Origin of the sequence: Pseudorhizobium marinum (assembly GCF_000705355.1) — a bacterium.
In the GTDB taxonomy this organism is placed as follows: domain Bacteria; phylum Pseudomonadota; class Alphaproteobacteria; order Rhizobiales; family Rhizobiaceae; genus Neorhizobium; species Neorhizobium pelagicum.
In genome coordinates this window covers 325421-347866 of sequence record NZ_JMQK01000002.1, presented here as the reverse complement: position 1 = coordinate 347866, position 22446 = coordinate 325421, and the positions used below count along the sequence as shown (strand labels likewise).

The 22446-nt window shown below is 63.2% G+C and carries 17 protein-coding genes; 8 read left to right on the top strand and 9 right to left on the bottom strand.

The features are described from left to right. Positions 1-10: 10 nt before the first annotated feature. From pgl to EO99_RS0103795, 4 genes are all read right to left on the bottom strand, one after another. Positions 11-709, bottom strand: a complete 699-nt coding sequence (gene pgl, locus EO99_RS0103810; RefSeq protein ID WP_029617315.1) for a 6-phosphogluconolactonase — start codon at positions 707-709, stop codon at positions 11-13. Between the two features lie 4 nt (positions 710-713). After that, complete coding sequence (gene zwf / locus EO99_RS0103805; protein WP_029617314.1) at positions 714-2186, bottom strand: glucose-6-phosphate dehydrogenase; 1473 nt, start codon at positions 2184-2186, stop codon at positions 714-716. A 91-nt stretch (positions 2187-2277) separates the two neighbouring features. Next, the gene (locus tag EO99_RS0103800; protein WP_029617313.1) at positions 2278-3567 is read right to left on the bottom strand and encodes an NAD(P)/FAD-dependent oxidoreductase; all 1290 of its coding nucleotides are present in this window, start codon (positions 3565-3567) and stop codon (positions 2278-2280) included. Positions 3568-3577: 10 nt separating this feature from the next. Then, positions 3578-5026 (bottom strand): glutamine synthetase family protein, encoded by a 1449-nt coding sequence (locus tag EO99_RS0103795; RefSeq protein ID WP_029617312.1) that lies wholly within the window; start codon positions 5024-5026, stop codon positions 3578-3580. A gap of 172 nt (positions 5027-5198) precedes the next feature. On the opposite strand from EO99_RS0103795, the gene EO99_RS0103790 reads away from it, so the two are divergent. Continuing rightward, positions 5199-6335, top strand: a complete 1137-nt coding sequence (locus EO99_RS0103790; RefSeq protein WP_235776758.1) for a BaiN/RdsA family NAD(P)/FAD-dependent oxidoreductase — start codon at positions 5199-5201, stop codon at positions 6333-6335. Positions 6336-6791: 456 nt separating this feature from the next. Beyond that, the gene (locus tag EO99_RS0103780; protein WP_029617310.1) at positions 6792-8633 is read left to right on the top strand and encodes a methyl-accepting chemotaxis protein; all 1842 of its coding nucleotides are present in this window, start codon (positions 6792-6794) and stop codon (positions 8631-8633) included. Between the two features lie 110 nt (positions 8634-8743). On the opposite strand, the gene EO99_RS0103775 is transcribed toward EO99_RS0103780, so the two are convergent. Both EO99_RS0103775 and aceA read right to left on the bottom strand, forming a co-directional pair. Then, positions 8744-8989: an SMc00767 family acetate metabolism repressor gene (locus tag EO99_RS0103775; protein ID WP_029617309.1), complete on the bottom strand. Its 246-nt coding sequence runs from the start codon at positions 8987-8989 to the stop codon at positions 8744-8746. Positions 8990-9093: 104 nt separating this feature from the next. Beyond that, positions 9094-10383, bottom strand: coding sequence for an isocitrate lyase (gene aceA, locus EO99_RS0103770; RefSeq protein ID WP_029617308.1), 1290 nt, complete (start codon positions 10381-10383; stop codon positions 9094-9096). A gap of 217 nt (positions 10384-10600) precedes the next feature. Between aceA and EO99_RS0103765 the strand changes: the two genes are divergently transcribed. The 5 genes from EO99_RS0103765 (at position 10601) to EO99_RS0103745 (ending at position 16208) form a co-directional block, all read left to right on the top strand. Continuing rightward, the gene (locus EO99_RS0103765) at positions 10601-12019 is read left to right on the top strand and encodes a helix-turn-helix domain-containing protein (RefSeq protein ID WP_029617307.1); all 1419 of its coding nucleotides are present in this window, start codon (positions 10601-10603) and stop codon (positions 12017-12019) included. Between the two features lie 114 nt (positions 12020-12133). Further along, positions 12134-13231 carry a polyamine ABC transporter substrate-binding protein gene (locus EO99_RS0103760; RefSeq protein WP_029617306.1) on the top strand — a complete coding sequence of 366 codons (1098 nt, stop codon included), beginning with the start codon at positions 12134-12136 and terminating at the stop codon, positions 13229-13231. Positions 13232-13307: 76 nt separating this feature from the next. Next, positions 13308-14465 carry an ABC transporter ATP-binding protein gene (locus EO99_RS0103755; protein ID WP_029617305.1) on the top strand — a complete coding sequence of 386 codons (1158 nt, stop codon included), beginning with the start codon at positions 13308-13310 and terminating at the stop codon, positions 14463-14465. A 12-nt stretch (positions 14466-14477) separates the two neighbouring features. Next, entirely contained in the window at positions 14478-15386 is a 909-nt protein-coding gene (locus tag EO99_RS0103750; RefSeq protein WP_029617304.1) for an ABC transporter permease subunit, read from the top strand. Positions 15387-15389: 3 nt separating this feature from the next. Continuing rightward, on the top strand, positions 15390-16208 hold the full coding sequence (locus tag EO99_RS0103745) for an ABC transporter permease (RefSeq protein ID WP_029617303.1): 819 nt from the start codon (positions 15390-15392) through the stop codon (positions 16206-16208). Positions 16209-16268: 60 nt separating this feature from the next. Here EO99_RS0103745 and EO99_RS0103740 read toward each other — a convergent pair whose 3' ends face one another. Further along, positions 16269-16511 carry a DUF378 domain-containing protein gene (locus EO99_RS0103740; RefSeq protein ID WP_029617302.1) on the bottom strand — a complete coding sequence of 81 codons (243 nt, stop codon included), beginning with the start codon at positions 16509-16511 and terminating at the stop codon, positions 16269-16271. A gap of 106 nt (positions 16512-16617) precedes the next feature. Beyond that, positions 16618-18471, bottom strand: a complete 1854-nt coding sequence (locus EO99_RS0103735) for an AsmA family protein (RefSeq protein ID WP_029617301.1) — start codon at positions 18469-18471, stop codon at positions 16618-16620. A 158-nt stretch (positions 18472-18629) separates the two neighbouring features. On the opposite strand from EO99_RS0103735, the gene EO99_RS0103730 reads away from it, so the two are divergent. Then, entirely contained in the window at positions 18630-20582 is a 1953-nt protein-coding gene (locus tag EO99_RS0103730; RefSeq protein ID WP_029617300.1) for an acetoacetate--CoA ligase, read from the top strand. A 196-nt stretch (positions 20583-20778) separates the two neighbouring features. Here the strand turns inward: EO99_RS0103730 and EO99_RS0103725 are convergent, their stop codons facing one another. After that, a complete protein-coding gene (locus EO99_RS0103725; RefSeq protein WP_029617299.1) occupies positions 20779-22428 on the bottom strand; it encodes an ABC transporter permease in 1650 nt (549 codons plus the stop codon). Positions 22429-22446 lie beyond the last annotated feature (18 nt).

The window sequence follows — 22446 nt, the reverse complement described above, 5'->3', positions numbered from 1 at the left end:
GTGTCGGGCCTCAGGGAGCCCAGTAGATCTCCACCGGCGACGTGGCCCGGTTGAGCACGGCGCGGATCGGCATCTCGGCTTCGTCCGTGCCGGATTGCGCCGTCCTGAGCACGTCCTTCTTCGCTTCTCCTTCGATGTGAAGCACGAGCAGCCCCGCATCGGTCAGGCTCGAGAAGGAGAATGTCAGCCGCGGTTCGTCGGCACCTTCGGCTTCCATCGGCATCACGCAGCGCGGGCCTTCTTCATCGAGGGCCTGGCTGAGGTGGTTGCCATGCGGGAAGAAGGATGCCGTGTGGCCATCGCCGCCCATTCCGAGAATGACGACGTCGAACGGATTGCCGATGCTGGCGGTTTCCTGCGTCGCCGTCGCAGCCGCTTCATCGACGCTCGGACGATCGTGGAAGAGCGGTATGAACTGCGCCGAGGATGCCTCGTTGCGGAGCAGGTTCTCTTTCACCAGAAGATGATTGGATCGCGGGCTGTCGGCCGGCACGAACCGCTCGTCGACGAGCGTCACCGTAACCTTCGGCCAGTCGATCTTGCGGCCGGAAAGCGCCTGGAAGAACTTCTTCGGCGTGGAGCCGCCCGAGACCGCGAGGCTTGCGCTGCCCTTGACCTTGATGGCGGCGGCCAGCCGATGCGCCACCTGGTCGGCAAGCTTCTCGGCAAGGGTCGCACCATCCGCGAATTCGTGCAGCGACAGTTCCATGGTTTCAAGCTTCATGCCAGGTCCGCCCGTCGCGTTCGATCAGCGCAATCGCCTGGCTCGGACCCCAGGTTCCTGCCGTATAGCCCTGGACGGCCTGGCTGCTGGTCTCCCAGCCCTTGAGGATGGGGTCGATCCACTGCCAGGCGGCCTCCACTTCGTCGCGGCGCATGAACAGCGTCTGGTTCGACCGGATCGTGTCCATCAGCAGCCGCTCGTAGGCGTCGGGGTGACGCACGGAGAAGGATTCCGCAAAGCTCATGTCGAGCGAAACGCTGCGCAGGCGCATGCCGCCCGGGCCGGGGTCCTTGATCATCAGCGACTGCTTGACGCCTTCGTCCGGCTGCAGGCGGATGATCAGCTGGTTTGCGGTGATCCGTCCGGCGGCGCTGTCGAAGATATTGTGCGGGATCGGCTTGAAGGTGATGACGATCTCGGAGACGCGGGTCGCAAGGCGCTTGCCGGTGCGGATGTAGAACGGCACGCCGGCCCAGCGCCAGTTGCCGATCTCCGCCTTGATGGCGACGAAGGTCTCGGTGTTGGAAACGCCGCCTTCCAGTTCTTCCAGATAGCCCCTGACGGCGCCGCCCGAGGAGGCACCGGCCCGGTACTGACCGCGCACCGTCGCCTGTTCGACATTGGCCTCGGTAATCGGCTTCAGCGCATGCAGCACCTTGAGCTTCTCGTCGCGCACGGCTTCGGCGCTGAGCGAGGAGGGCACTTCCATGGCCACGAGGCAGAGCAGCTGCAGGATGTGGTTCTGCACCATGTCGCGCAGCGCGCCCGCGGTGTCGTAATAGCCGGCACGGCCTTCGAGGCCGACGGACTCGGCAACCGTGATTTGCACGTGGTCGATATGCTGGGCATTCCACAGCGGCTCGTAGAGCGCGTTGGCAAACCGCAGCGCCATCAGGTTCTGCACGGTTTCCTTGCCCAGGTAGTGGTCGATGCGGAAGATCTGCTCTTCCGGGAAGACCTTGCCGATCGTGTCGTTGAGGTGGAGCGCCGAGGCGAGATCGCGCCCGATCGGCTTTTCGACGACGATCCGGGTATGCTTGGTGATCAGCTTGTGGTCGCGGATCTTCTCGGAAATGGGCCCGAAGATGGAGGGTGCCACGGCGAGATAGAAGGCCCGGACCCGGTCCTTGCCCTCGTCGAGCAGCTTCTTCAGTTCGCTCCAGCCCTGATCGGACATCGCATCGATCGAGATGTAGAACAGCCGCGCGCAGAAGATCTTGACCTGTTCGTCATCGTATTCGCCGGGCTTAAGGTGCTTCTTCAGCGCCTCCTGAGCGAATTTCCGGTACTCATCATGCGAAAGGGCACTGCGGGAAGCGCCGATGATGCGGGTGGGCTCTGTGAACTGGCCCTCGATCTGCCGGTGGTAGAGGGCCGGAAGCAGCTTGCGCTCCGCCAGGTCGCCAGAGCCACCGAACACGACGCAATCAAAGGGATCGACCGGAATGATCTGGCTGCTCATGAACGTGTTCTTTCCTCTTCTGAGAGTACGGGTCTCAATAATCTAATCGATTGAAAAATTCTACCCCTGGCTCATCACTTTTGCTGCGACATCAAAGCCTGTCGCGCAGGGCAAACCAGGTGAGGGCGAGAAACAGCAGCGGGTCGCGGAAGCGGCGCCCGCCGGGAAAGCCTCGCACGTCGAGCGCTTCGAGGCCGTCCAATTCCGGCGCCGCGCCGGCGATCCGATCGGCATAGAGCTTGCCACAGTAGTTTGACAGAATCACGCCGTGGCCGGAGTAGCCGCCGATCGAGGTGACGCCCGGCATCACCTCGCGCACGAACGGATGCCGCGACATGGTGATGCCGACATAGCCGCCCCAGGCGTGGGTGATGCGAACGGTCTTCAGCTCCGGATAGGTCTCGACGATCTGCTCCCGGATGAAGTTTGCCGTGTCTTCCGGGTTCTTGGAGGAATAGACCTCGCGGCCGCCAAACAGCAGCCGGTTGTCTCGCGTCTTGCGGAAGTAGCGCACCACGAACCTGGAATCCGCCACCGCCTCGCCGCCGGACAGCACGCGCGGATGATCGTCCAGCGGTTCGGTGGCGGCGATGAATGAGCCGATCGGCATCACATGCGCTGCGGTGACCGGCTCGAGCTTGTCGACATGGGCATTCGTGGCCAGGAGCACGCGGTCTGCGGAAACGCTGCCCCGCGCCGTCTCCAGGATCGTCTTGCCGCCCGCCTGCCGCAGGCCGGTGACCTTCGTCATCTCGTAGAGTTCAGCACCGGCGGCCTGCGCGGCGCGGGCAAGGCCGATCAGGAGTTTCAGCGGATGGATGTGGCCGGTGCCGGTATCGCGTACGCCGCAGTGGTAGTGGCTGGAGCCGAGGCGCTCTGCCGTCTCCGCCCGGTCCATATACGTGAGATGCGGGTAGCCGTAGCGCTCGGCCGCGATCTCCGCATTGGCTCGGTATTCCTTGTCATGCCCCGGCTTGTGCGACACGTTCATCTGGCCCGGCATGTATTCCATGTCGATGTCGTGCTCGGCGGCAAAGTCGAGCAGATAGTGCTTGGCCGCCTCGGCCATGTCGAACAGTGCCTTGGACCGCTCGAAACCGATCTTCGCTTCCAGATCCTCCGGCCAGGCGCGCTGCCCCGTGCCGAACTGTCCGCCGTTGCGGCCCGATGCTCCGTCTCCGAACCGATAGGCTTCCAGCAAGGCCACCGAGATGCCACGCCTGGCAAGGGTGTAGGCCGCCTGCAGACCGGTAAAGCCGCCGCCGACGATGGCCACGTCCACAGACCGCGAGCCATCCAGAGCCGGATAGCTCGGCCGCTCTCCCACGGTCGCCTGATACCAGGAAACTCCCGGTGCAATGGGGCTCTGCCAGTCGGTCATGCCCATCTCCTCACACGTTGAGAAGCAGGAACTCCCGCTCCCAAGGGCTGATGACCTGCATGAAGGTCTCGAACTCGCCCCGCTTCACGCCGGCATAGAGCCCGATGAATTCCTGGCTGAACACTTCCGTCAGCGCCGGCTCGGCCTCGAGCTCCGACACCGCCTCCAGAAGACCGCGCGGCAGGTCGATGGAGCCCTCGTTGGCGCTGTACTCCGTCGGCGGCTCCGGCTCGATGCCTTTCATGATGCCGAGCAGGCCGCAGCCGAGCGAAGCCGCAAGCGCCAGATAGGGATTGGCATCCGAGCTCGGTAACCGGTTCTCGACCCGGCGTGCCGAGGCATCCGAGACCGGAACGCGAAACGCCGTGGTGCGATTGTCGTAGCCCCAGGCGTTGTTGACCGGCGCTGCCATGTCCGGCGTCAGGCGACGGTAGGAGTTCACATAAGGCGCCATCATCACCAGTGCCTTCGGCACATACTGCTGCATGCCGCCGATGAAGTGGAAGAACTCCTTGGACGGGCTTCCGTCTTCGTTCGAGAAGATGTTGCGGCCGGTTTCGATGTCGACCACCGACTGGTGGATGTGCATCGCCGAGCCCGCCTGACGCTGCATCGGCTTGGCCATGAAGGTTGCATAGATGCCGTGTTTCAGCGCCGCCTCGCGGATTGTCCGCTTGAACATGAATACCTGGTCGGCGAGCTCGATGGGATCGCCATGGCGCAGGTTGATCTCGAGCTGCGCCGGGCCTTCCTCGTGAATCAGGGTATCGATCTCCAGCCCCTGCTTCTCGGAGAAATGGTAGATATCATCGATCAACTCGTCGAACTCGTTGATCGCGGCGATCGAATAGCCCTGGCCGCCGAGAATGGCGCGTCCAGAGCGACCCTTCGGCGGATGCAGCGGGTAATCCGGATCGTCGTTCTTGGCGACCAGGTAGAATTCGATCTCCGGCGCCACCACCGGCTTCCAGCCACGCTCGCGGTAGAGCTCGACGACATGCCGCAGCACGGCGCGCGGCGTGTAGGAGATGTTCTCGCCGCTGGTGCCGACGACATCGCAGATCACCTGGGCGGTGGGATCCGTTTCCCAGGGAACGACCGAGAGCGTCGAAAGGTCGGGAACCAGTTTCAGGTCGCTGTCGCGCGGTTCATAGCGGAAGCTGGCGGTCTCTTCCGGGTACTCACCGGAAATCGTATGCCGGTAGAGGGCGGAAGGAAGTGCCAGCGAGGTGTTCGAGGTGAACTTCGACGATGGCATCATCTTGCCGCGCGGCACCCCGGCAAGGTCGGGCGTGATGCATTCGACGTCCTCGATCCCGCGGGTCCGCAGCCACAGTGCCGCTTCCCGCCAGTCCGTCGCGCCCCGCAGTGAAGTCATCGCCGGCTGCACCGGCGTATGGCCGGTCGACTTCAGGACGCTGCTCGCGGGCGGCGTGGATGCGGTTTCTTTGCGTGGCATGACTCACCGTGGGTTGATTGATGGGAACACCATCATAGTCGGAGATCCTCAATTGGCGAGGGGGTGCAGCATTGACTTTCAGGGGAGGATCGAAAACAGCAGGAATAGAGACAAGGAGTTTCAGTTGGCCCGCAAGTTCGACGCGATAATTCTCGGGGCAGGCGCCGCCGGCATGATGTGCGCGATCCGGGCAGGCAGCCGCGGGCGTCGCGTGCTGCTGCTCGATCATGCCAGGGCTCCGGGTGAAAAGATCCGCATTTCCGGCGGAGGCCGCTGCAACTTCACCAACATCAACACGATGCCGGCAAACTACCTGTCGGCCAATCCGCATTTCGCCAAGTCGGCGCTCGCCCGCTACACGCCGCGCGACTTCCTCGACCTGGTGGAGCGGCACGGCATCTCCTGGCACGAAAAGACCCTGGGCCAGCTGTTCTGCGACAACAGTGCCAAGGACATCATCCGGATGCTGCTTTCGGAAATGCAGGCGGCCGGTGTGACGATGGAGCTGCAGCAGGAGATCCTGTCCGTCGAGAAGACGCCGGACGGTTACCGGCTGAACATCTCCGACGGGCAGACGGTCGAGGCGCCGACCCTGGTGATCGCCACCGGCGGAAAATCGATCCCGAAGATGGGCGCAACCGGTTTCGCCTATCGGATCGCCGAGCAGTTTGACCTCAGTCTTGTGGAAACGCGCCCCGGCCTCGTGCCACTGACGCTTGATCCGGCGCTTCTGGAGAAGCTGGCGCCCTTGTCCGGCATCGCCGTCCCCGCCGAGGTGCGGTGCGGAAAGACGAGCTTCCGGGAAGCGCTTCTCTTCACCCACCGCGGCCTCAGCGGCCCCGCCATCCTGCAGATCTCCTCCTACTGGCGGGAGGGCGATGGCATCACCCTCAAGATCGAACCCGATCTTGATGTCCTCGCAATGCTGAAGGCAGCGCGCCGGCAGAACGGTCGACAGGCGCCGCAGACGGTTCTGGGCGAGGTGCTGCCGAAGCGGCTGGCGCAACTGCTGACGGAAAAGGCCAAGACAGCCGTTCCCCTGGCAGAGATGCCGGATCGCGCCCTGGAGGCCCTGTGTCAGGAAATCCAGGCCTGGCAGATCGTGCCCGCCGGCTCGGAGGGTTACCGGACGGCGGAGGTGACGCTCGGCGGGATTGATACGCGTGAGCTGGATTCCCGGACGATGGAGGCAAAGCGCGTTCCCGGCCTTCATTTCATTGGCGAATGCGTCGATGTCACCGGATGGCTGGGCGGCTATAACTTCCAGTGGGCCTGGGCGTCGGGCCATGTGTGTGGTGAGGCAATTTAACCTTCAGGGATTCAGTTCTTTTTAACGCGCGTGAGCAATCCTGCCTCATTGACATCGAAATCCTGTGATGGGTGATGGTCAAGCGCCGCCGCAATCGGCTGTACGCGTAACGAAGAGAGTTGGGGATCTGCCATGCACAAAGCCCGCCGTGCCCGAGCCGTTGCCATCGCCCAGACGCAAGATCTGGCAAAGACGATGCGTCTTCGTCTTTTTGTGATCGCTGTCGGCGCCACCGCTGCTCTTCTGGCTCTGCCAGCCTTCCTCTAGCGCCTGCCTCCCCACCTCTCCTTTCCGTTGGCCGAGCGTCTTGCCCGACGCGTGCCCAAGGCGGCGTGCTGACGTCCACCCGGCTGAAGTGTCGCCGCGGTAGGAAACCTGCCAAATCGCAAATTAAGCCAAATTTCACGTGTCAGGCATATACCCGGTCCCTTAGTTTAACTCATGGGGCGTGGGGCTATGTTTCAGATTTTACCTTCATCGGTCGTCAGCCGAATACTGCTTCTCTGTCTTTTCTTGATCCTGGTCACAGTCTCCGCCGTTGGTGGACTGGCCTACAGACACATATACAACGATGTGATGCAGACGGCGGTGGTGGATGCGCAGAAGGCGGTTAGGGTCATGGGACTGCTCTACGAGCTGGAAGCGCCAGGGGCGAGCGTCACGCTCTCCGAAGAGGTGGTGACCGGCATCCGTGCCGGTGAGGGCGACCTGCAGGACCATGCCCTGGTCGATCGCACGGCCGCGTCCATCGGCGGTGTGGCCACGGTGTTCGAGAAGCAGGCGAATGAGTTTGTTCGCATCTCCACCAACGTGAAGAAGGAAAATGGCGATCGCGCCACGGGCACCAAGCTCGCGCCCGAACACCCCGCCCAGGCTCTCCTGGCACGCGGCGAGGCCTACTACGGCCCTGCGGTACTGTTCGGCAAGGACTTCATGACCGGGTATTTCCCGACCAAGGATGCAAGCGGCGGCGTCAATGGCATTCTCTTCATCGGCATCCCGATGGCGGTCTACTTCGACCACATCGCTGCCTCCGGGTATGTCATCATCGGCAGCTCGCTTGCGGCGCTGCTCCTGGTCGGCGTGGTCGGCTTCCTGGCGATCCGCGCACAGATCAGGCCGCTCCAGGTACTGACCGGCACTGTTGTGGCGATGGCCAACGGCGAACATCCGCCCCACATTCCTTATCGCGACCGGTCGAACGAGTTCGGCAACATCGCCCGTGCCCTGGAGGGTTTCCGGGATAACGCCCGCGAAAAACAGGCCATCGAGAGCCGCAGCGCTGAGGAGCGTGCCGCAGCCGAGGCCGAGCGTCAGCGCAACGACGCCGAAAAGCAGCAGACGGACGCGCAGATCGACCACGCGGTGACAGAGCTGGCGACGGCGCTTGCCCGTCTGTCGCAGGGCGACCTGTCCGTCACGATCGAGCGCAGTTTCTCCGGCCGCCTCGAGCAGCTGCGGGTGGACTTCAACGGCTCCATCCTGCGCCTGCGCGATACGCTTTCGCAGATCCGCCACAGCACCCTGGCGATCCAGCGAAACAGCTCGGACCTCAGTGAATCGTCCTCCGATCTTTCCAAGCGCACCGAAAGCCAGGCAGCCTCGCTGGAAGAAACCGCGGCGGCCGTGGAAGAGATCACGGCCACGGTCAAATCCTCCGCGGAAAGAGCCAAGGAGGCCAATGCTGCCGTTGCCGAAACCAAGCGTAGCGCCGACGATTCCGGGACGGTCGTCAACAATGCCGTGGACGCCATGGGACGCATCGAGGATGCGTCGAAGAAGATCGAGCAGATCATCGAGGTCATCGATGAGATCGCCTTCCAGACCAACCTGCTGGCGCTGAACGCCGGCATCGAGGCTGCGCGTGCGGGCGATGCTGGCAAGGGGTTTGCCGTCGTCGCTCAGGAGGTTCGCGAACTGGCGCAGCGCTCCGCCGATGCGGCCAAGCAGATCAAGGGCCTCATCCACCAGTCCACGCACGAGGTCAGCACCGGCTCCGGCCTGGTACAGGAGGCAGGGCGCGTCCTTGCTTCGATCAGCCTGCAGATCACCGCCATCAGCCAGCACGTGGAAACGATCGCCACCGCCAGCCAGGACCAGTCGGCGGCACTTCAGGAGATCAACGGGGCCGTCAACCGCATGGACCAGATGACCCAGCAGAATGGTGCGATGGTCGCCGAAACCAGCGAATCCAGCACGCGTCTGGCAAGCGAGGCTCACGCCTTGATGGAACTGGTGGATCAGTTCCGCATCGACGCCGACAAGACGTCGAGAGCGGGCTTTACCCGGGCGGCCTGAGCCGGCCTTGGTCAACGTGCATCCATGGAAAAGGCGGCGGCGAGCCTACTCGCCGCCGCCTTTTCCGTTTCGTGACAGTCAAATACGGCGGCGCCAGCCGGCATTATCGCTCATGACGCTTCCTGCGCCTGCGTCACGATGACCGGGATCAGCAAATCGCCCCAGTTGCCGCCGCCGCCATGGTGACGGGCAGAGCGGACCAGCTCCACGGAAACCCCGGCCTCGACCGCCTTCATGACCGCATGGTTGAGACGATGCAGGTCGTTGGCCAGCGTGCGGATCGCTGCCTGCTGGTCGGCGGACATGGCGGTCGACTGTTCTTCCGCGCGTTCCTTGACTCGGGTCTGGACGTTCATGGCATTTCTCCTCTTGTTGTCTGGGGTTGTTGAGACTTCAGTTGCTTCGAAAAGCCCCTCCCGAACCCTCCCCCTTACGAGGAGGAGTTGGGGAGGGGTGATCCTCACTCCGCCGCCGGACGGAACTGCTCCGTTTCGGTCGATTCCTTCATCGCCGTCGTCGACGACTGGCCGCCGGTGATCGCCATGGAGACTGCATCGAAATAGCCGGTGCCGACTTCGCGCTGGTGCTTGGTCGCGGTGTAGCCGTTGACCTCGGCTGCGAATTCCGCCTCCTGCAGTTCCGAATAGGCGGCCATCTGGCGATCCTTGTAGCCGCGGGCGAGCTCGAACATGCCGTAGTTCAGCTGGTGGAAGCCGGCGAGCGTGATGAACTGGAACCTGTAGCCCATCGCGCCGAGCTCCTTCTGGAACTTGGCGATCGTCGCGTCGTCCAGATGCTTCTTCCAGTTGAACGATGGCGAGCAGTTGTAGGCGAGCTTCTTGCCCGGATGCACCTTGTGCACGGCTTCGGCGAACTTGCGGGCCTGATCCAGATCCGGCTTGCCGGTCTCCATCCAGATCATGTCGCAGTAGGGCGCATAGGCGATGGCACGTGCGATGCAGGGTTCGATGCCGTTCTTGACCTGGTAGAAGCCTTCCGCCGTCCGTCCGGCGTCATAGTCGACGAAAGGCTGGTCGCGCTCGTCGATGTCGGAGGTCAGGAGCTTGGCGGCCTCCGCGTCGGTGCGGGCGACGATCAGAGTCGGTACCCCCATGACGTCGGCGGCAAGCCGCGCAGCGGTCAGATTGCGGATATGGGCCGCCGTCGGGATCAGGACCTTGCCGCCGAGATGGCCGCACTTCTTCTCAGACGCCAACTGGTCCTCGAAATGAACCCCGGCGACGCCCGCCTCGATGAAGGCCTTCATGATCTCGAACGCATTCAGCGGCCCGCCGAAGCCGGCCTCGGCATCGGCGACGATCGGCGCAAACCAGGTGTCGACGGAAAGCCCCTTCCCCTCGGCGGTCTCGATCTGGTCTGCGCGCTGCAGCGTCTTGTTGATCCGCTTTGCCAGCTCCGGCGCCGCGTTTGCGGGATACAGCGACTGGTCGGGATACATTGCAGACGCCGTATTGGCGTCGGCGGCAACCTGCCAGCCCGAGAGATAGATCGCCTTCAGCCCCGCGCGGACCATCTGCATGGCCTGGTTGCCGGAGAGGGCACCCAGCGCATTGATGAAGGGTTCCTCGTCGATCAGCGTCCAGAGCCGGTTCGCACCCATCTCGGCCAGCGAGTACTTGATCTCGACCGATCCGCGCAGGCGCTTCACGTCCTCTGCCGTATAGGGGCGCTCGATACCGTCATAACGGCCCTTCGGTGCATTCGGAACAAGATTGTAAAAATCGGTCATCTCTGTATCTCCCTTTTGACTGCGACATCCGGGTCAGCGGCTTCTGCGCGCTGGCTGGTGTGACTGGATTTACAGAAATGAACGCGTGGCAGCCAGAAAAGATATGGAAACAGCTGCAGTAAAAGGGTCACGATGTTCGAAGATTGACATTCGACCTTGTGAAGATGTAAATGTTGTAAATTAAATGAGCCGGTGATGGCTGTAAAATTGGTGACAGATGGCCGAGCGTAAGATCTTTGCAGGACCGCGTGTCCGCCGTGTCCGCTCGGGAATGGGCCTGACCCAGACCGCCATGGCGGAAGCCTTGGGCATTTCGCCCTCCTACCTCAATCTCATCGAGCGCAACCAGCGGCCGCTGACCGTCCAGCTCCTGCTCAAGCTCGCCTCCGTCTACAAGATCGACCTCGACATGCTGCAGGGCGAGGGCGGTGGGACCACCGGCCAGCTGCGGGAGGTCTTCTCCGATCCCCTGCTTGCGGGAGAGATCCCCGGCGATCAGGAAATCATCGAAGTCTCGGAGGCTGCCCCGAACGCCGCCATGGCCATGGTGAAGCTCTACCGTGCCTATCGGGAGCAGGCCGCGCGCCTGACGGATCTGGCCGATATGCTGGCGCGGGAAGGGCATGAAACCTCGGTGGCCGGCGCCCGGCTGCCGATCGACGAGGTGCGCGAGCATCTGGAGCGTCGTGCCAATTTCTTTCCCCGCATCGAGGATGCAGCCGAAGATTTCGCGCAGCGCACGGTCGGGACCGAGGATCTGCAGGGCGCGCTGAAGGCGTGGATGAAGGCGCAGCACGGAATTGCGGTGCGGACCTTGCCCGTGCACGCCATGCCGAACCTGCGCCGGCGCTACGATCGGCATTCGATGCGGCTGTTCCTGTCGGAACGGTTGTCGCCCTTCGACCGGGCAAGGGAGCTTGCGATGGAGGTTGCCCTCCTTGCGCTGGGACCGGAGATCGCAGCGGAGCTTGATGCCCTGTCCCTCTCGGGTCCTGAAGCACGCCGCATCGCGCGGTTCGAGCTTGCCCGTTATGCTGCCCACGCGTTGATGATGCCTTACGGCGCCTTCCTGACCGCGGCACAGAGGGTGCGCTACGATGTGGATGTCCTCAGGTCGCGCTTCGATGTCTCGTTCGAGCAGGCTGCCAACCGGCTGACGACCCTTGCCCGGCCTGGCGCCGCCGGAATTCCATGGTTTCTGCTGGAGCTGGACCATGCTGGCAACGCGATCCGCAGGGCAGGGGCTCATGGCTTCCCAAGGGCCGCGTTCGGCGGCTTCTGTCCCAAGCTCGGCATCCATTCGGCATTTGCGCAGCCGGGCCAGATTCTGGCGGAGGCTGTGGAGATGCTGGACGGCAGTTCCTTCCTGACCGTCTCCCGCACCATCGAGGGGCCGCAGGCGGCGTTCGGGGAAAGGCTGAGGCGCACGGCGGTCCTGCTCGGCTGCGAGCTGCCGCATGGCATCGAGACGGTCTACGCTCCCGCTGCCGGCGACCAGTCATCGAAGGTCCTGGGGGGGACGGCATGTCGTCTCTGCGAACGGCGCGGTTGCCTTGCCCGTGCCGAGCCGCCCCTGACGCGTCCCCTCGGCCTCGACGAGATGGTGACGGGACTGAGCGCCTTCGATTTCCAGTAGCCGATGATGCGCTGCACATTTTCGCTTGTGGCGACCGCCTTTCCTTTTTAGTCTCCCTTGCAGGGGAACAACGGTGGCCAAGGCTGCCGATAAAAAGCTGGAACAGGAGAGATCATGAAAACCCGTTTGCTCCACCTTGCGGCACTTGCCGCCGGCACCATGATTGCCGCCACCGCCGCCACCGCTCAGGAGCGCGTGGTCCATGTCTACAACTGGTCCGACTACATCGACGAATCCGTCCTCGAGGAGTTCACGAAGGAGACCGGCATCAAGGTCGTCTACGACGTCTTCGATTCCAATGAACTTGTGGAGACCAAGCTACTTGCCGGCGGGTCGGGCTATGACGTCGTCGTTCCCACCGGGCCGTTTCTCGCACGTCAGATCCAGGCCGGCGTCTTCCAGAAGCTCGACAAGTCGAAGCTGCCGAACCTCTCCAACATGTGGCCGGAGATTACGGAACGGCTGGCGAAATATGACCCCGGCAATGAATATGCCGTCAACTACATGTGGGGCACGACCGGCATCGGCTATAATGTCGACAAGGTGAAGGCCGCCCTCGGCGACGTGCCCGTCGACAGCTTCGATATCCTCTTCAAGCCGGAGAATGCCGAAAAGCTCGCCTCCTGCGGCATCAACATCCTCGACGCATCCGATGAGACCTTCGCCATCGGCATGAACTATGTCGGGCTGGACCCCGACAGCAAGGAAACCGCCGATCTGGAAGCGGGCGCCGAGGTCTACATGAACGTCCGGCCGCATGTGAAGACGTTCAATTCTTCGGCCTACATCGACGAACTTGCCAATGGCGACACCTGCATCACTATGGGCTGGTCGGGCGATATCCTGCAGGCCAAGGCGCGGGCGGAAGAGGCCGGAAATGGGGTCAATGTCGAATACGTCATCCCCAAGGAAGGTACCTACATGTGGTTCGACAACCTGGCGATCCCGGCGGATGCCAAGAATGTCGCGGAAGCGCATGAGTTCATCAACTTCCTGATGAAGCCGGACGTCATCGCCAAGGCCTCGAACTACGTCCAGTATGCCAATGGCAACCTGGCGTCGCAGGAACTGCTCGACAAGGAAGTCCTGGAAAATCCGGCCGTCTACCCGCCAGCCGAGACGGTTGCCAAGCTCTTCACCATCTCTCCCTACGGGCCGCGCGAACAGCGCGTCCTGAACCGGCTCTGGACCCAGATCAAGACCGGACGCTGAGCATACAAAAGGGGCAGGCACGGACCTGCCCCTTCTTTCTTGTTGCTGACGGAACACAGCTCATTTGGGGATCGGCATGGCGAAAACTCTCGGACCCGTAAAACGCAAATTCGCCCCATGGACGGATCCGAACGCAGTTCCTTTCATCCGATTCGAAAACATCACGAAGCGCTACGGCGACTTCACCGCGGTCAGCAATCTCAACCTTGATATCTATGAGCGGGAATTCTTCTCGCTGCTCGGCCCTTCCGGCTGCGGCAAGACCACCCTGATGCGCATGCTCGCCGGCTTCGAGGAGCCGACCGAAGGTCGCATTCTCCTGCAAGGGCATGATATCTCCGGCGTGCCGCCCCACCGGCGGCCGACCAACATGATGTTCCAGAGCTACGCGCTCTTCCCGCATATGAGCGTGGAGAAGAACATCGCGTTCGGCCTGGAGCAGGACAATCTGTCGAAAGGCGAAATTGCCGCGCGGGTTCAGGAAATGCTGAAGCTCGTGAAGCTGGAGGATTTTGCCAAGCGTAAGCCTGGGCAGCTTTCCGGCGGCCAGCGTCAGCGCGTGGCGCTCGCCCGCTCGCTGGCCAAGCGTCCCAAGGTGCTTCTCCTCGATGAGCCTCTGGGCGCTCTCGACAGAAAGCTGCGCGAAGAGACGCAGTTTGAACTCATGGATATCCAGCACACGCTGGGCCTCACCTTCCTGATCGTCACCCATGACCAGGAGGAGGCCATGACCGTCTCGGACCGCATCGCGGTCATGGACAAGGGCGTCATCGTCCAGGTCGATACGCCGGCCGAAATCTATGAGGCGCCCAACAGCCGGTATGTCGCCGACTTCATCGGCGACATCAACATCATGGAAGGCGGCATCGTCTCAAAGACCGCTGATCCGGGACATCCGTCGTTGATCACGCTCGACTGCGATGGTCTGCCGGTGACGGTGGAACAGGAGTGTGCCGCGACGACCGGCGACCGGGTGGCCTTCGCGATCCGGCCGGAGAAGGTGCGCATCACGCTCGACCAGCCGGAGAATACGGCGTCCAATGCCGCCTATGGCGAGGTCTGGGATATCGGCTATCTTGGCGACTTCTCCGTCTTCCTGGTCAGCCTTGCCGATGGCAGGATCATTCGCGCAGCCCAGGCCAACGTCTCTCGTCTGGTGGATCGTCCGATCACCTTTGGCGACATGGTCTGGTTGACGTGGCCGAAGGACGCCGGGCTGGTTCTGACCAGATAGGGGAGAGCAGAGATGGCTGAGATTTCCACGAGCCCCCATGCCGGTCCTGCCCGTTGGCTGGTCGTCGCCGTTCCCTATGTCTGGCTGCTGCTGTTCTTCGTCGCGCCATTTCTGATCATTCTGAAGATCTCGCTCTCCGACACGGCGATCGCCATGCCGCCCTATACGCCGCTCCTGGACGGTTTCGGCGGGATCGGCGATTTTCTCTCGCAGCTCGATTTCGAGAACTATGCCTTCCTGACCGAAGATCCGCTCTACATCCAGTCCTATCTGTCGTCGCTGCGGATGGCCTTCATCTCCACCGTCCTGTTGCTGCTGATCGGCTACCCGATGGCGCTGGCCATGGCCCGGGCTCCGACGCGGTGGCGACCGACGCTGGTGATGATGGTGATCCTGCCGTTCTGGACCTCCTTCCTCATCCGCGTCTACGCCTGGATCGGCATCCTGAAGCCGGAGGGTCTGCTGACAGTCCTGCTGCAGGCGATCGGTTTGATGGGGCCTGAGGAACAGGTGCAGATCTATCGCACCGACACAGCCGTCTTCATCGGCATCGTCTATTCCTACCTGCCGTTCATGGTGCTGCCGCTCTATGCCGCGCTGGAGAAGATGGACGGCACGCTGCTGGAGGCCGCAAACGATCTGGGCTGCCCACCGCTGAAGGCCTTCTGGCGGATCACCTTCCCTCTGTCGCTGCCGGGCGTTATCGCCGGCGCGATGATCTGCTTCATCCCGATCACCGGCGAGTTCGTCATCCCGGACCTGCTCGGCGGCGCCGAGACCTTGATGATCGGCAAGACGCTCTGGACCGAGTTCTTCGGCAATCGCGACTGGCCGCTCGCGTCGGCGGTGGCCGTTCTTCTCCTCCTGGTGCTCGTGGTGCCGATCATGATCTTCCAGAACCAGCAGCAGAAGGTGGGCTAGCCCATGAAGTCGTCTCGCTTCGACCCGGTGGTTCTGACGCTCGGGTTTGCCTTCCTCTACATCCCGATCATCATCCTGGTGATCTATTCCTTCAACGCCTCCCGTCTGGTGACCGTCTGGGGCGGGTTTTCGCTGCAATGGTATCGGGAGATGTGGTCGAACCAGGGCCTGATGGATGCGGCCTGGGTGACGGCACGGGTCGCGGTCCTGAGCGCCAGCATAGGCACCGTTCTCGGCACCATGGCGGCACTGGCGCTCGTGCGCTACGCCCGCTTTCCGGGCAAGACTCTCTTCTCCGGAATGATCTATGCGCCGCTCGTCATGCCCGAGGTGATCACCGGGCTGTCGCTGCTGCTGTTGTTCGTGGCGGTGGGGGTGGATCGGGGTTTCTGGACGGTGACGATCGCCCATACCACCTTCACCATGTGCTATGTCGCCATCGTCGTGCAGTCCAGGTTGCTCACCTTCGACCGCAGCCTGGAGGAGGCGGCCCAGGATCTCGGCTGCCCGCCGGTCAAGACCTTCTTCAAGATCACCCTACCGCTCATCCTGCCGGCGGTCGTTGCGGGATGGATGCTGGCGTTCACGCTCTCGCTCGACGATCTGGTGATTGCAAGCTTCACCACCGGCCCGGGCGCGACCACTCTGCCGATCAAGATCTATTCGCAGGTGCGGCTCGGCGTGACGCCGGAAATCAACGCGATCTGCACCATCCTGATCGGGCTCGTGACGATCGGAGTGGTCGCCGCGTCGCTTGCATCCAAGCGTACCGAACTGCGCCGCATCCGTGATGAGCACGTCGCCCTGCGCGGCTCGAGCTGAAACAAGAAAAGGCACCGGTCCTTCGGGGACCGATGCCTTCGGTGCGATTAAGGTCGCTGATTAGCGGTGGGTGCGACCGATGTCGGCTTCCGCAGCGGTTTCGCCGACGGACATGGCCTTCACGAGCGGCATGATCTGCCAGAGTGCCGAGAGACCGACGAGCACGTAGACGATCGTGGCGAGCGCCGAATCCTGGCCGCCGAAGAGAGTGGCAACGAGGTCGAAATCGGCAATGCCGACCAGCAGCCAGTTGAGGCCGCCGACAATGATGAGAATGAGGGTGATGATGTTGAGCATGCGCATGGACGATCTCCTGTGGGGTTCGAGCATGCCGAACAGCCTTTGCAGGCCGTTGTTCCCCGACCCGTGTCGGATTGTGTCGTTTCCCCTCAGATAGCCTCCGGTCGCCTCAGCCGGGATCGCCGAGGTACCTGCGAGGGACTTCGACTGCGACAGGATCGGGCCACGTGCCGCCGACGAAGATGCTTTCTGCGGCAGAGCCCGCCGAAGGTGCGCCAATGTCCACCGAGAGGGCCAATCCGCCGTCGCGATAGTCGATGATCCCCATCATCGTGACGCGGGTCGTCGGGCTCTCGATCGTGGCTTGCTGCAGTTGTGCCACGCCGCCGGACAGACTGGCCTCGAGCTCCAGGCGTTCGTACCCGAAATCCTCGCCATTTGGATTGAACAGCGGCGAGTAGCGTTGGTCGCCGACCCGCTGGAGGATCACGGTCGGGTCGGCATCCGGAATCGAGCCCGGTCCCGTCGTCACCTTGAGGCTGCCGTCAATGCGATCGAGGGCGATGGCACCAAGAGGACCATCCGAGGAGAAGCTTGTCTCGATCGAGCCGCGGGCCAGAGGAAAGGGTCTTGCCAGGCCGAGCCGGGCGGAGAGCTCGCCGAGATCGGCATCACGTAGGAAGACGCGGGCCTGGGAGCCGGATGCGAAACTGCCGTTGTCGCCGATCAACTGCCCGGTGATCCTGCCGCCGCCCAGCGAACCGTCGAGGATGTCGATGCGGGCCTCATTGGACGTGGTCATGATGCTGATCGCCATGTCGCTCAGCATCAGGGGGCCGGCTGCCGCCGCCTCTCCGGAAATACGCAGGTCCAGATCCAGTGGCAGTGTCAACGAGGTGCCGGCGCCATCCTGAGGTGCTGCGGACACCGCGCCAAGCAGTCCGGCAAGGTCCAGTCGTTCGAAGGCAAGCGTTCCCGTCAGGCGCGGCGCTCCCTCGGAAAGCAGGAGATCGACAAGGCCACGCCCCGCCGATCCGTTCAACGACAGTTCCATCTGATCGAACCGGACCGTTTCCCCGGTGGTCAGCACCTGCGCACGCAGCGAAAGCTGCTGGAGGGGAGCAAGCGCGGCAAGCTCGACGCCGGCCCAGTCGAGCAGCGAAGCCGTGTCCGGGACGGAAAGCTCCAGGTCGCCGGAAACGAACCCGTATTCGGCGATATTTGCAGTGCCGTCGAAGCGTCCCGACAGGACATCGGAGGCCAGGCTTCCTTCGAGCGGCGCGCTCCGCCCGGCGAGCAGCGCAAGCGGTTGCGGCGAGGAGAGGCTCAATTGCAGGCTTCGGCCATTGATCTGCGCCGTCACCTGCGCATCCATACCTGACGACAGCCGGGGCCAGCGGATGGCACCGTTGATGGCGGCTGCTCTCAGGGTCTCGCCGGATGCGACATCTTTGACCTCGATCCGTCCGTTGACGACCGTCACGTTTCCGACGCGACTGTCGAGTGTCGGCTCAAGAGGCTCCTGGGCGCCGGACGCGGCCATGCTTCGCGTGGCGGCGCTGAGGAGCCCGTCGTTCGTGAGGTCCAGCCGGCCATCTTGACCCCGTACGACGAAGATCTCAGGCTCGACAAGCTGGAAATCCCGAAAGACCGCCCGCCCCATGATGGCCTGGTAGAGGCTGAAGGCGGCAGATAGCCTGGCCGTGCGGGAGAGGACCCGCACACCTTCGGGCGTTGCCTTGCTGACCGTGATCCGGCTGACCTCGATGCGGGCCTGCGGCCAGAAGGTGATCGACGGCGTCCCCTGGATCGTCACGTCATGGCCGGTCCACGTCGCGATCGCCCGCTCGATGCCGCTGCGCACCACGGCCGCCTGGATGAGGAATGGTGCCGCGGCCCGGAAGAGGCCGAAGAGCAGCATGGCCACGACAACGGCTGCCAGCAGCACCTTCAGGACGCGCTTCCCCCAGACCGGCAGATGGCCGGTGCCGCGCTCCAGAGTGCTTCTGCTGGCTTTGCTCATCAGTTCAAGATCGGCCTTGATAGACGGGGCGGGGAAACTGGGACTGGCGATATAGGAAATCCACCTGCCGCGCAAATCCACAACACTGGCGGGCCCGACAGCCTCTTTATCTCGCGCTGCAGCATGCTATAAAACGCCCAATGGGTGGAGGAGATCCAATGACGAATGAACAGCCGCTGTGGAGCCTGACGAAGGCTGAACAGCAGAAGACACCGCTCTATGCGTTCATGGGCTGGTGTGCCGAGCGCTACGACAGCCCTCGCGACGACTATGACGCATTCCATGACTGGTCTGTCGCGCAACCCGAACAATTCTGGTCGGCCGTCTGGAGTTTCTGTGACGTCAGGGGCGAACCCGGTGAGCGCGTGCTGATCCATGGCGATGTCATGCTGGACGCCCGTTTCTTCCCCGACGCCCGGCTCAACTTTGCGGAAAATCTGCTGCGCCAGCACGGCGAGGCCGAAGCCATCATCTTCCGCGGCGAAGACAAGGCGAGCGACCGCTGGACATGGGACCGGCTGACCGCGGACGTCTCGCGCCTGCAGCAGGCGTTTCGCGATCTCGGCATCGAGAAGGGTGACCGCATCGCTGCGATGATGCCCAACATGCCGGAAACGGTGGCGTTGATGCTGGCGGCCGCCTCCATCGGCGCGGTCTGGTCTTCCTGCTCTCCGGATTTCGGCGAACAGGGCGTCCTCGATCGTTTCGGCCAGATCAGCCCGAAGCTCTTCATCGCCTGCGACGGATACTGGTATAACGGCAAGCTGCAGGACGTCGCGGAGAAGGTGCGTGCGGTATCCGCTGTTCTGGCCGTCCCGGTCCTTGTCGTCCATTATGCCGGTGATGCCGAGGCGCTCGCGGCGTCCTTGACGGACGGGCGGACGCTGAAGGACTTCACGGCGCCTTTCGAGGTCAAGGCGGTCAGCTACGAGCCGCTGCCGTTCGCGCACCCGCTCTACATCCTGTTCTCCTCCGGCACCACCGGCGTCCCCAAGTGCATCGTTCATTCCGCCGGCGGCACGCTGCTCCAGCACCTGAAGGAGCAGCGCCTGCACTGCGGCATCGTCCCCGGCGAACGGCTGTTCTACTTCACCACATGCGGCTGGATGATGTGGAACTGGCTGGTCTCCGGCCTTGCCGTCGGAGCCACCCTCTGCCTCTTCGACGGGTCGCCCTTCGCGCCGAGCGGAGAGGTGCTGTTCGATTATGCTCAAGAGGAAGGCTTTGCCGTCTTCGGCACCTCGGCCAAATATATCGACGCCGTCCGCAAGAGCGGACTGGTGCCAAGGCAGACGCACGACCTTTCGCACCTGCGGCTGATGACCTCCACCGGTTCGCCCCTGTCGCCGGAGGGCTTCTCCTTCGTCTACGAGGGGATCAAACCCGACGTGCAGCTCGCCTCTATCTCCGGAGGCACCGACATCGTCTCCTGTTTCGTGTTGGGCAACCCGCTGAAGCCGGTCTGGCGCGGCGAGATCCAGGGGCCGGGCCTGGGGCTTGCGATCGATGTCTGGAACGATGACGGCCAGCCGGTGCGAGGCGAAAAAGGCGAGCTTGTCTGCACCAGGCCGTTCCCCTCCATGCCCGTCATGTTCTGGAACGATCCTGACGGATCGAAATACCGCGCCGCCTACTTCGAGCGCTTCGACAACATCTGGTGTCATGGTGATTTTGCCGAATGGACGCAGCACGGCGGCATCGTCATCCATGGCCGGTCGGATGCGACGCTCAACCCGGGCGGGGTGCGTATCGGAACCGCGGAAATCTACAATCAGGTTGAGCAACTGCCGCAGGTCGCCGAGGCGATCTGCATCGGCCAGGACTGGGAGGACGATGTCCGCGTCGTCCTCTTTGTGCGGCTGGCGCCCGGTGTGTCTCTGGACGACGACCTGGTGAAGACCATCAAGAACCGCATCCGCACCGGAGCGACCCCCCGCCACGTGCCGGCCAAGGTGATTGCGGTCGCCGATATCCCGAGAACGAAATCCGGCAAGATCGTCGAACTGGCGGTGAGGGATGTCGTGCATGGCCGGGCGGTCAAGAACAGGGAGGCGCTGGCCAATCCGGAGGCCCTGGACCTGTTCATCGGTCTTGGCGAACTGCGGATCTAGAGGCGGTAGGGGCGGGGCGCCTGCCGGCCCGACCTGTGCCATTTTAACCCGACGTTAATGAGGATTGGTCAAGAGTAAAGAAATACGGAACCATCTCGTGTATACGGGATCCGAGCAGCCGCTTTCAGGACATGAAGTCTTCGATCCACTCCGTTGGAACAGCATTGACTTCAAGGCGGCTTCGGCCGCCTTTTTTTTACCTCTGCCGATCGATGGACCGGGATACGAGCAGCACCGGGATCAGGCCGGCCGCGATGATAATCATCGCCGCCACGGAGGAATCCTCGATCTTCGCCCTCGAGGCATCCTCATAGACAAGCGTCGCCAGCGTGTTGAAGTTGAAGGGCCGCAGCAGGATGGTCGCGGACAGTTCCTTCATGGTCTCTATGAACACCAGCAGCGCCGCCGTCATGATGGCAGGCCGCATGTTGGGAAGCAGCACCGTCCGCAGCGTCTGGTTCTGGTTGCGGCCAAGCGTACGCGCAGCCATGTCGAGGTGCGGCGAGAGCTTCTGGAATCCGGCGTCGAGCGTCCCCTCTGCCATCGTCATGAATCGCACCGTGCAGGCGTAGACGATCGCAAAGCCGCTGCCGGACAGGAGAAGGCCGGTCGAGATGCCGAGATGGGTGCGGAGAAACCCGTCGACGGCATTGTCCAGTCCGGCAAGCGGGATGAGGACCCCGATTGCAAGCACGGTCCCGGGAACCCCATAGCCCATCGACGCGACGCGTCCGGCCAAGGCCGTTCCCGGCGAGCCGTCTGACCGCGCGGCATAGGACAGGAGAAAGCCCAGCGTCACCGCAGCCAGAGCCGCGGATGAGGAAACGATGATACTGTTGAAGAGAGCGTCCAGCAGGCGCGGATCGGCATAGCTCTCGATCCGCCGCAGCGCAAACCCACCCAGAACGAAGACCGGGACGAGAAAGCCCGGGATCACGGGCAGGGCGCAGAAAGTCGCGGCGGCCGCGGCCCGGAGCCCCGTGAGGCGGGGCCGGACCATGTCGTTGACGACCGCGGTCGTCTTGTTGCTTGAGAACCGCTGGCTTCGCCGCGCCGCTCGCTCCAGCAGGATCAGCAGTGCCACGACGATGAACATGACGGAGGCGATCTGGGCGGCGCCGGAAAGGCTGCCGCGGTTCAGCCAGGTGCTGTAGACCGAGAAGGTGAGCGTGTTGACGCCGAGAAACTCCACCGCACCGATGTCGTTCAGCGTTTCCATCATCACGAGGGTCAGCCCGATCATGATGGCCGGTCGTGCCATTGGTATCTGGATGCGCCAGAACACCTTGAGGGGGCCGGCGCCGAGCGTCCTGGCCACATCCGCTGCCGCGCGGCCCTGCATCAGGAACATGGAGCGGCAGGCAAGGTAGACATAGGGGTACAACACCGAGCTCAGCACCAGCACGGCGCCGCCCATGGAACGGATGTCTGGAAACCAGTAGTCGCGGGAGGTCTCGAAGCCGAAGAGCGCGCGATAACCGCTCTGCAGTGGCCCGGTGAAGTCGAAGAACTCTCCGAAGGCATAGGCGGCCAGATAGGATGGGATCGCAAGCGGCAGCACGAGCACGATCGACAGAAGGCGCCGCAGAGGGAAGTCGAAGGTCGTCACCAGCCAGGCGGTCACGATTCCGACAACGGCCGTCACCAGCCCGGTCAGAAGCAGAAGTTCCATCGTGCGCCCCGTCGCCCGCGGCACGACGTTGGTCATCACATGGCGCCAGCTGTCGTCGCCGCCGGCAACAGCGATCCCCAGGACGGCGAGGATCGGCATGGCGACGATCGCCGCCGTCAGCAGGGCGCCCTGCGACAGGGCGTGCGATGGCCGGCGGATCGCAGGCTTGGTCATTTGCCGGGAAAGCTGCAC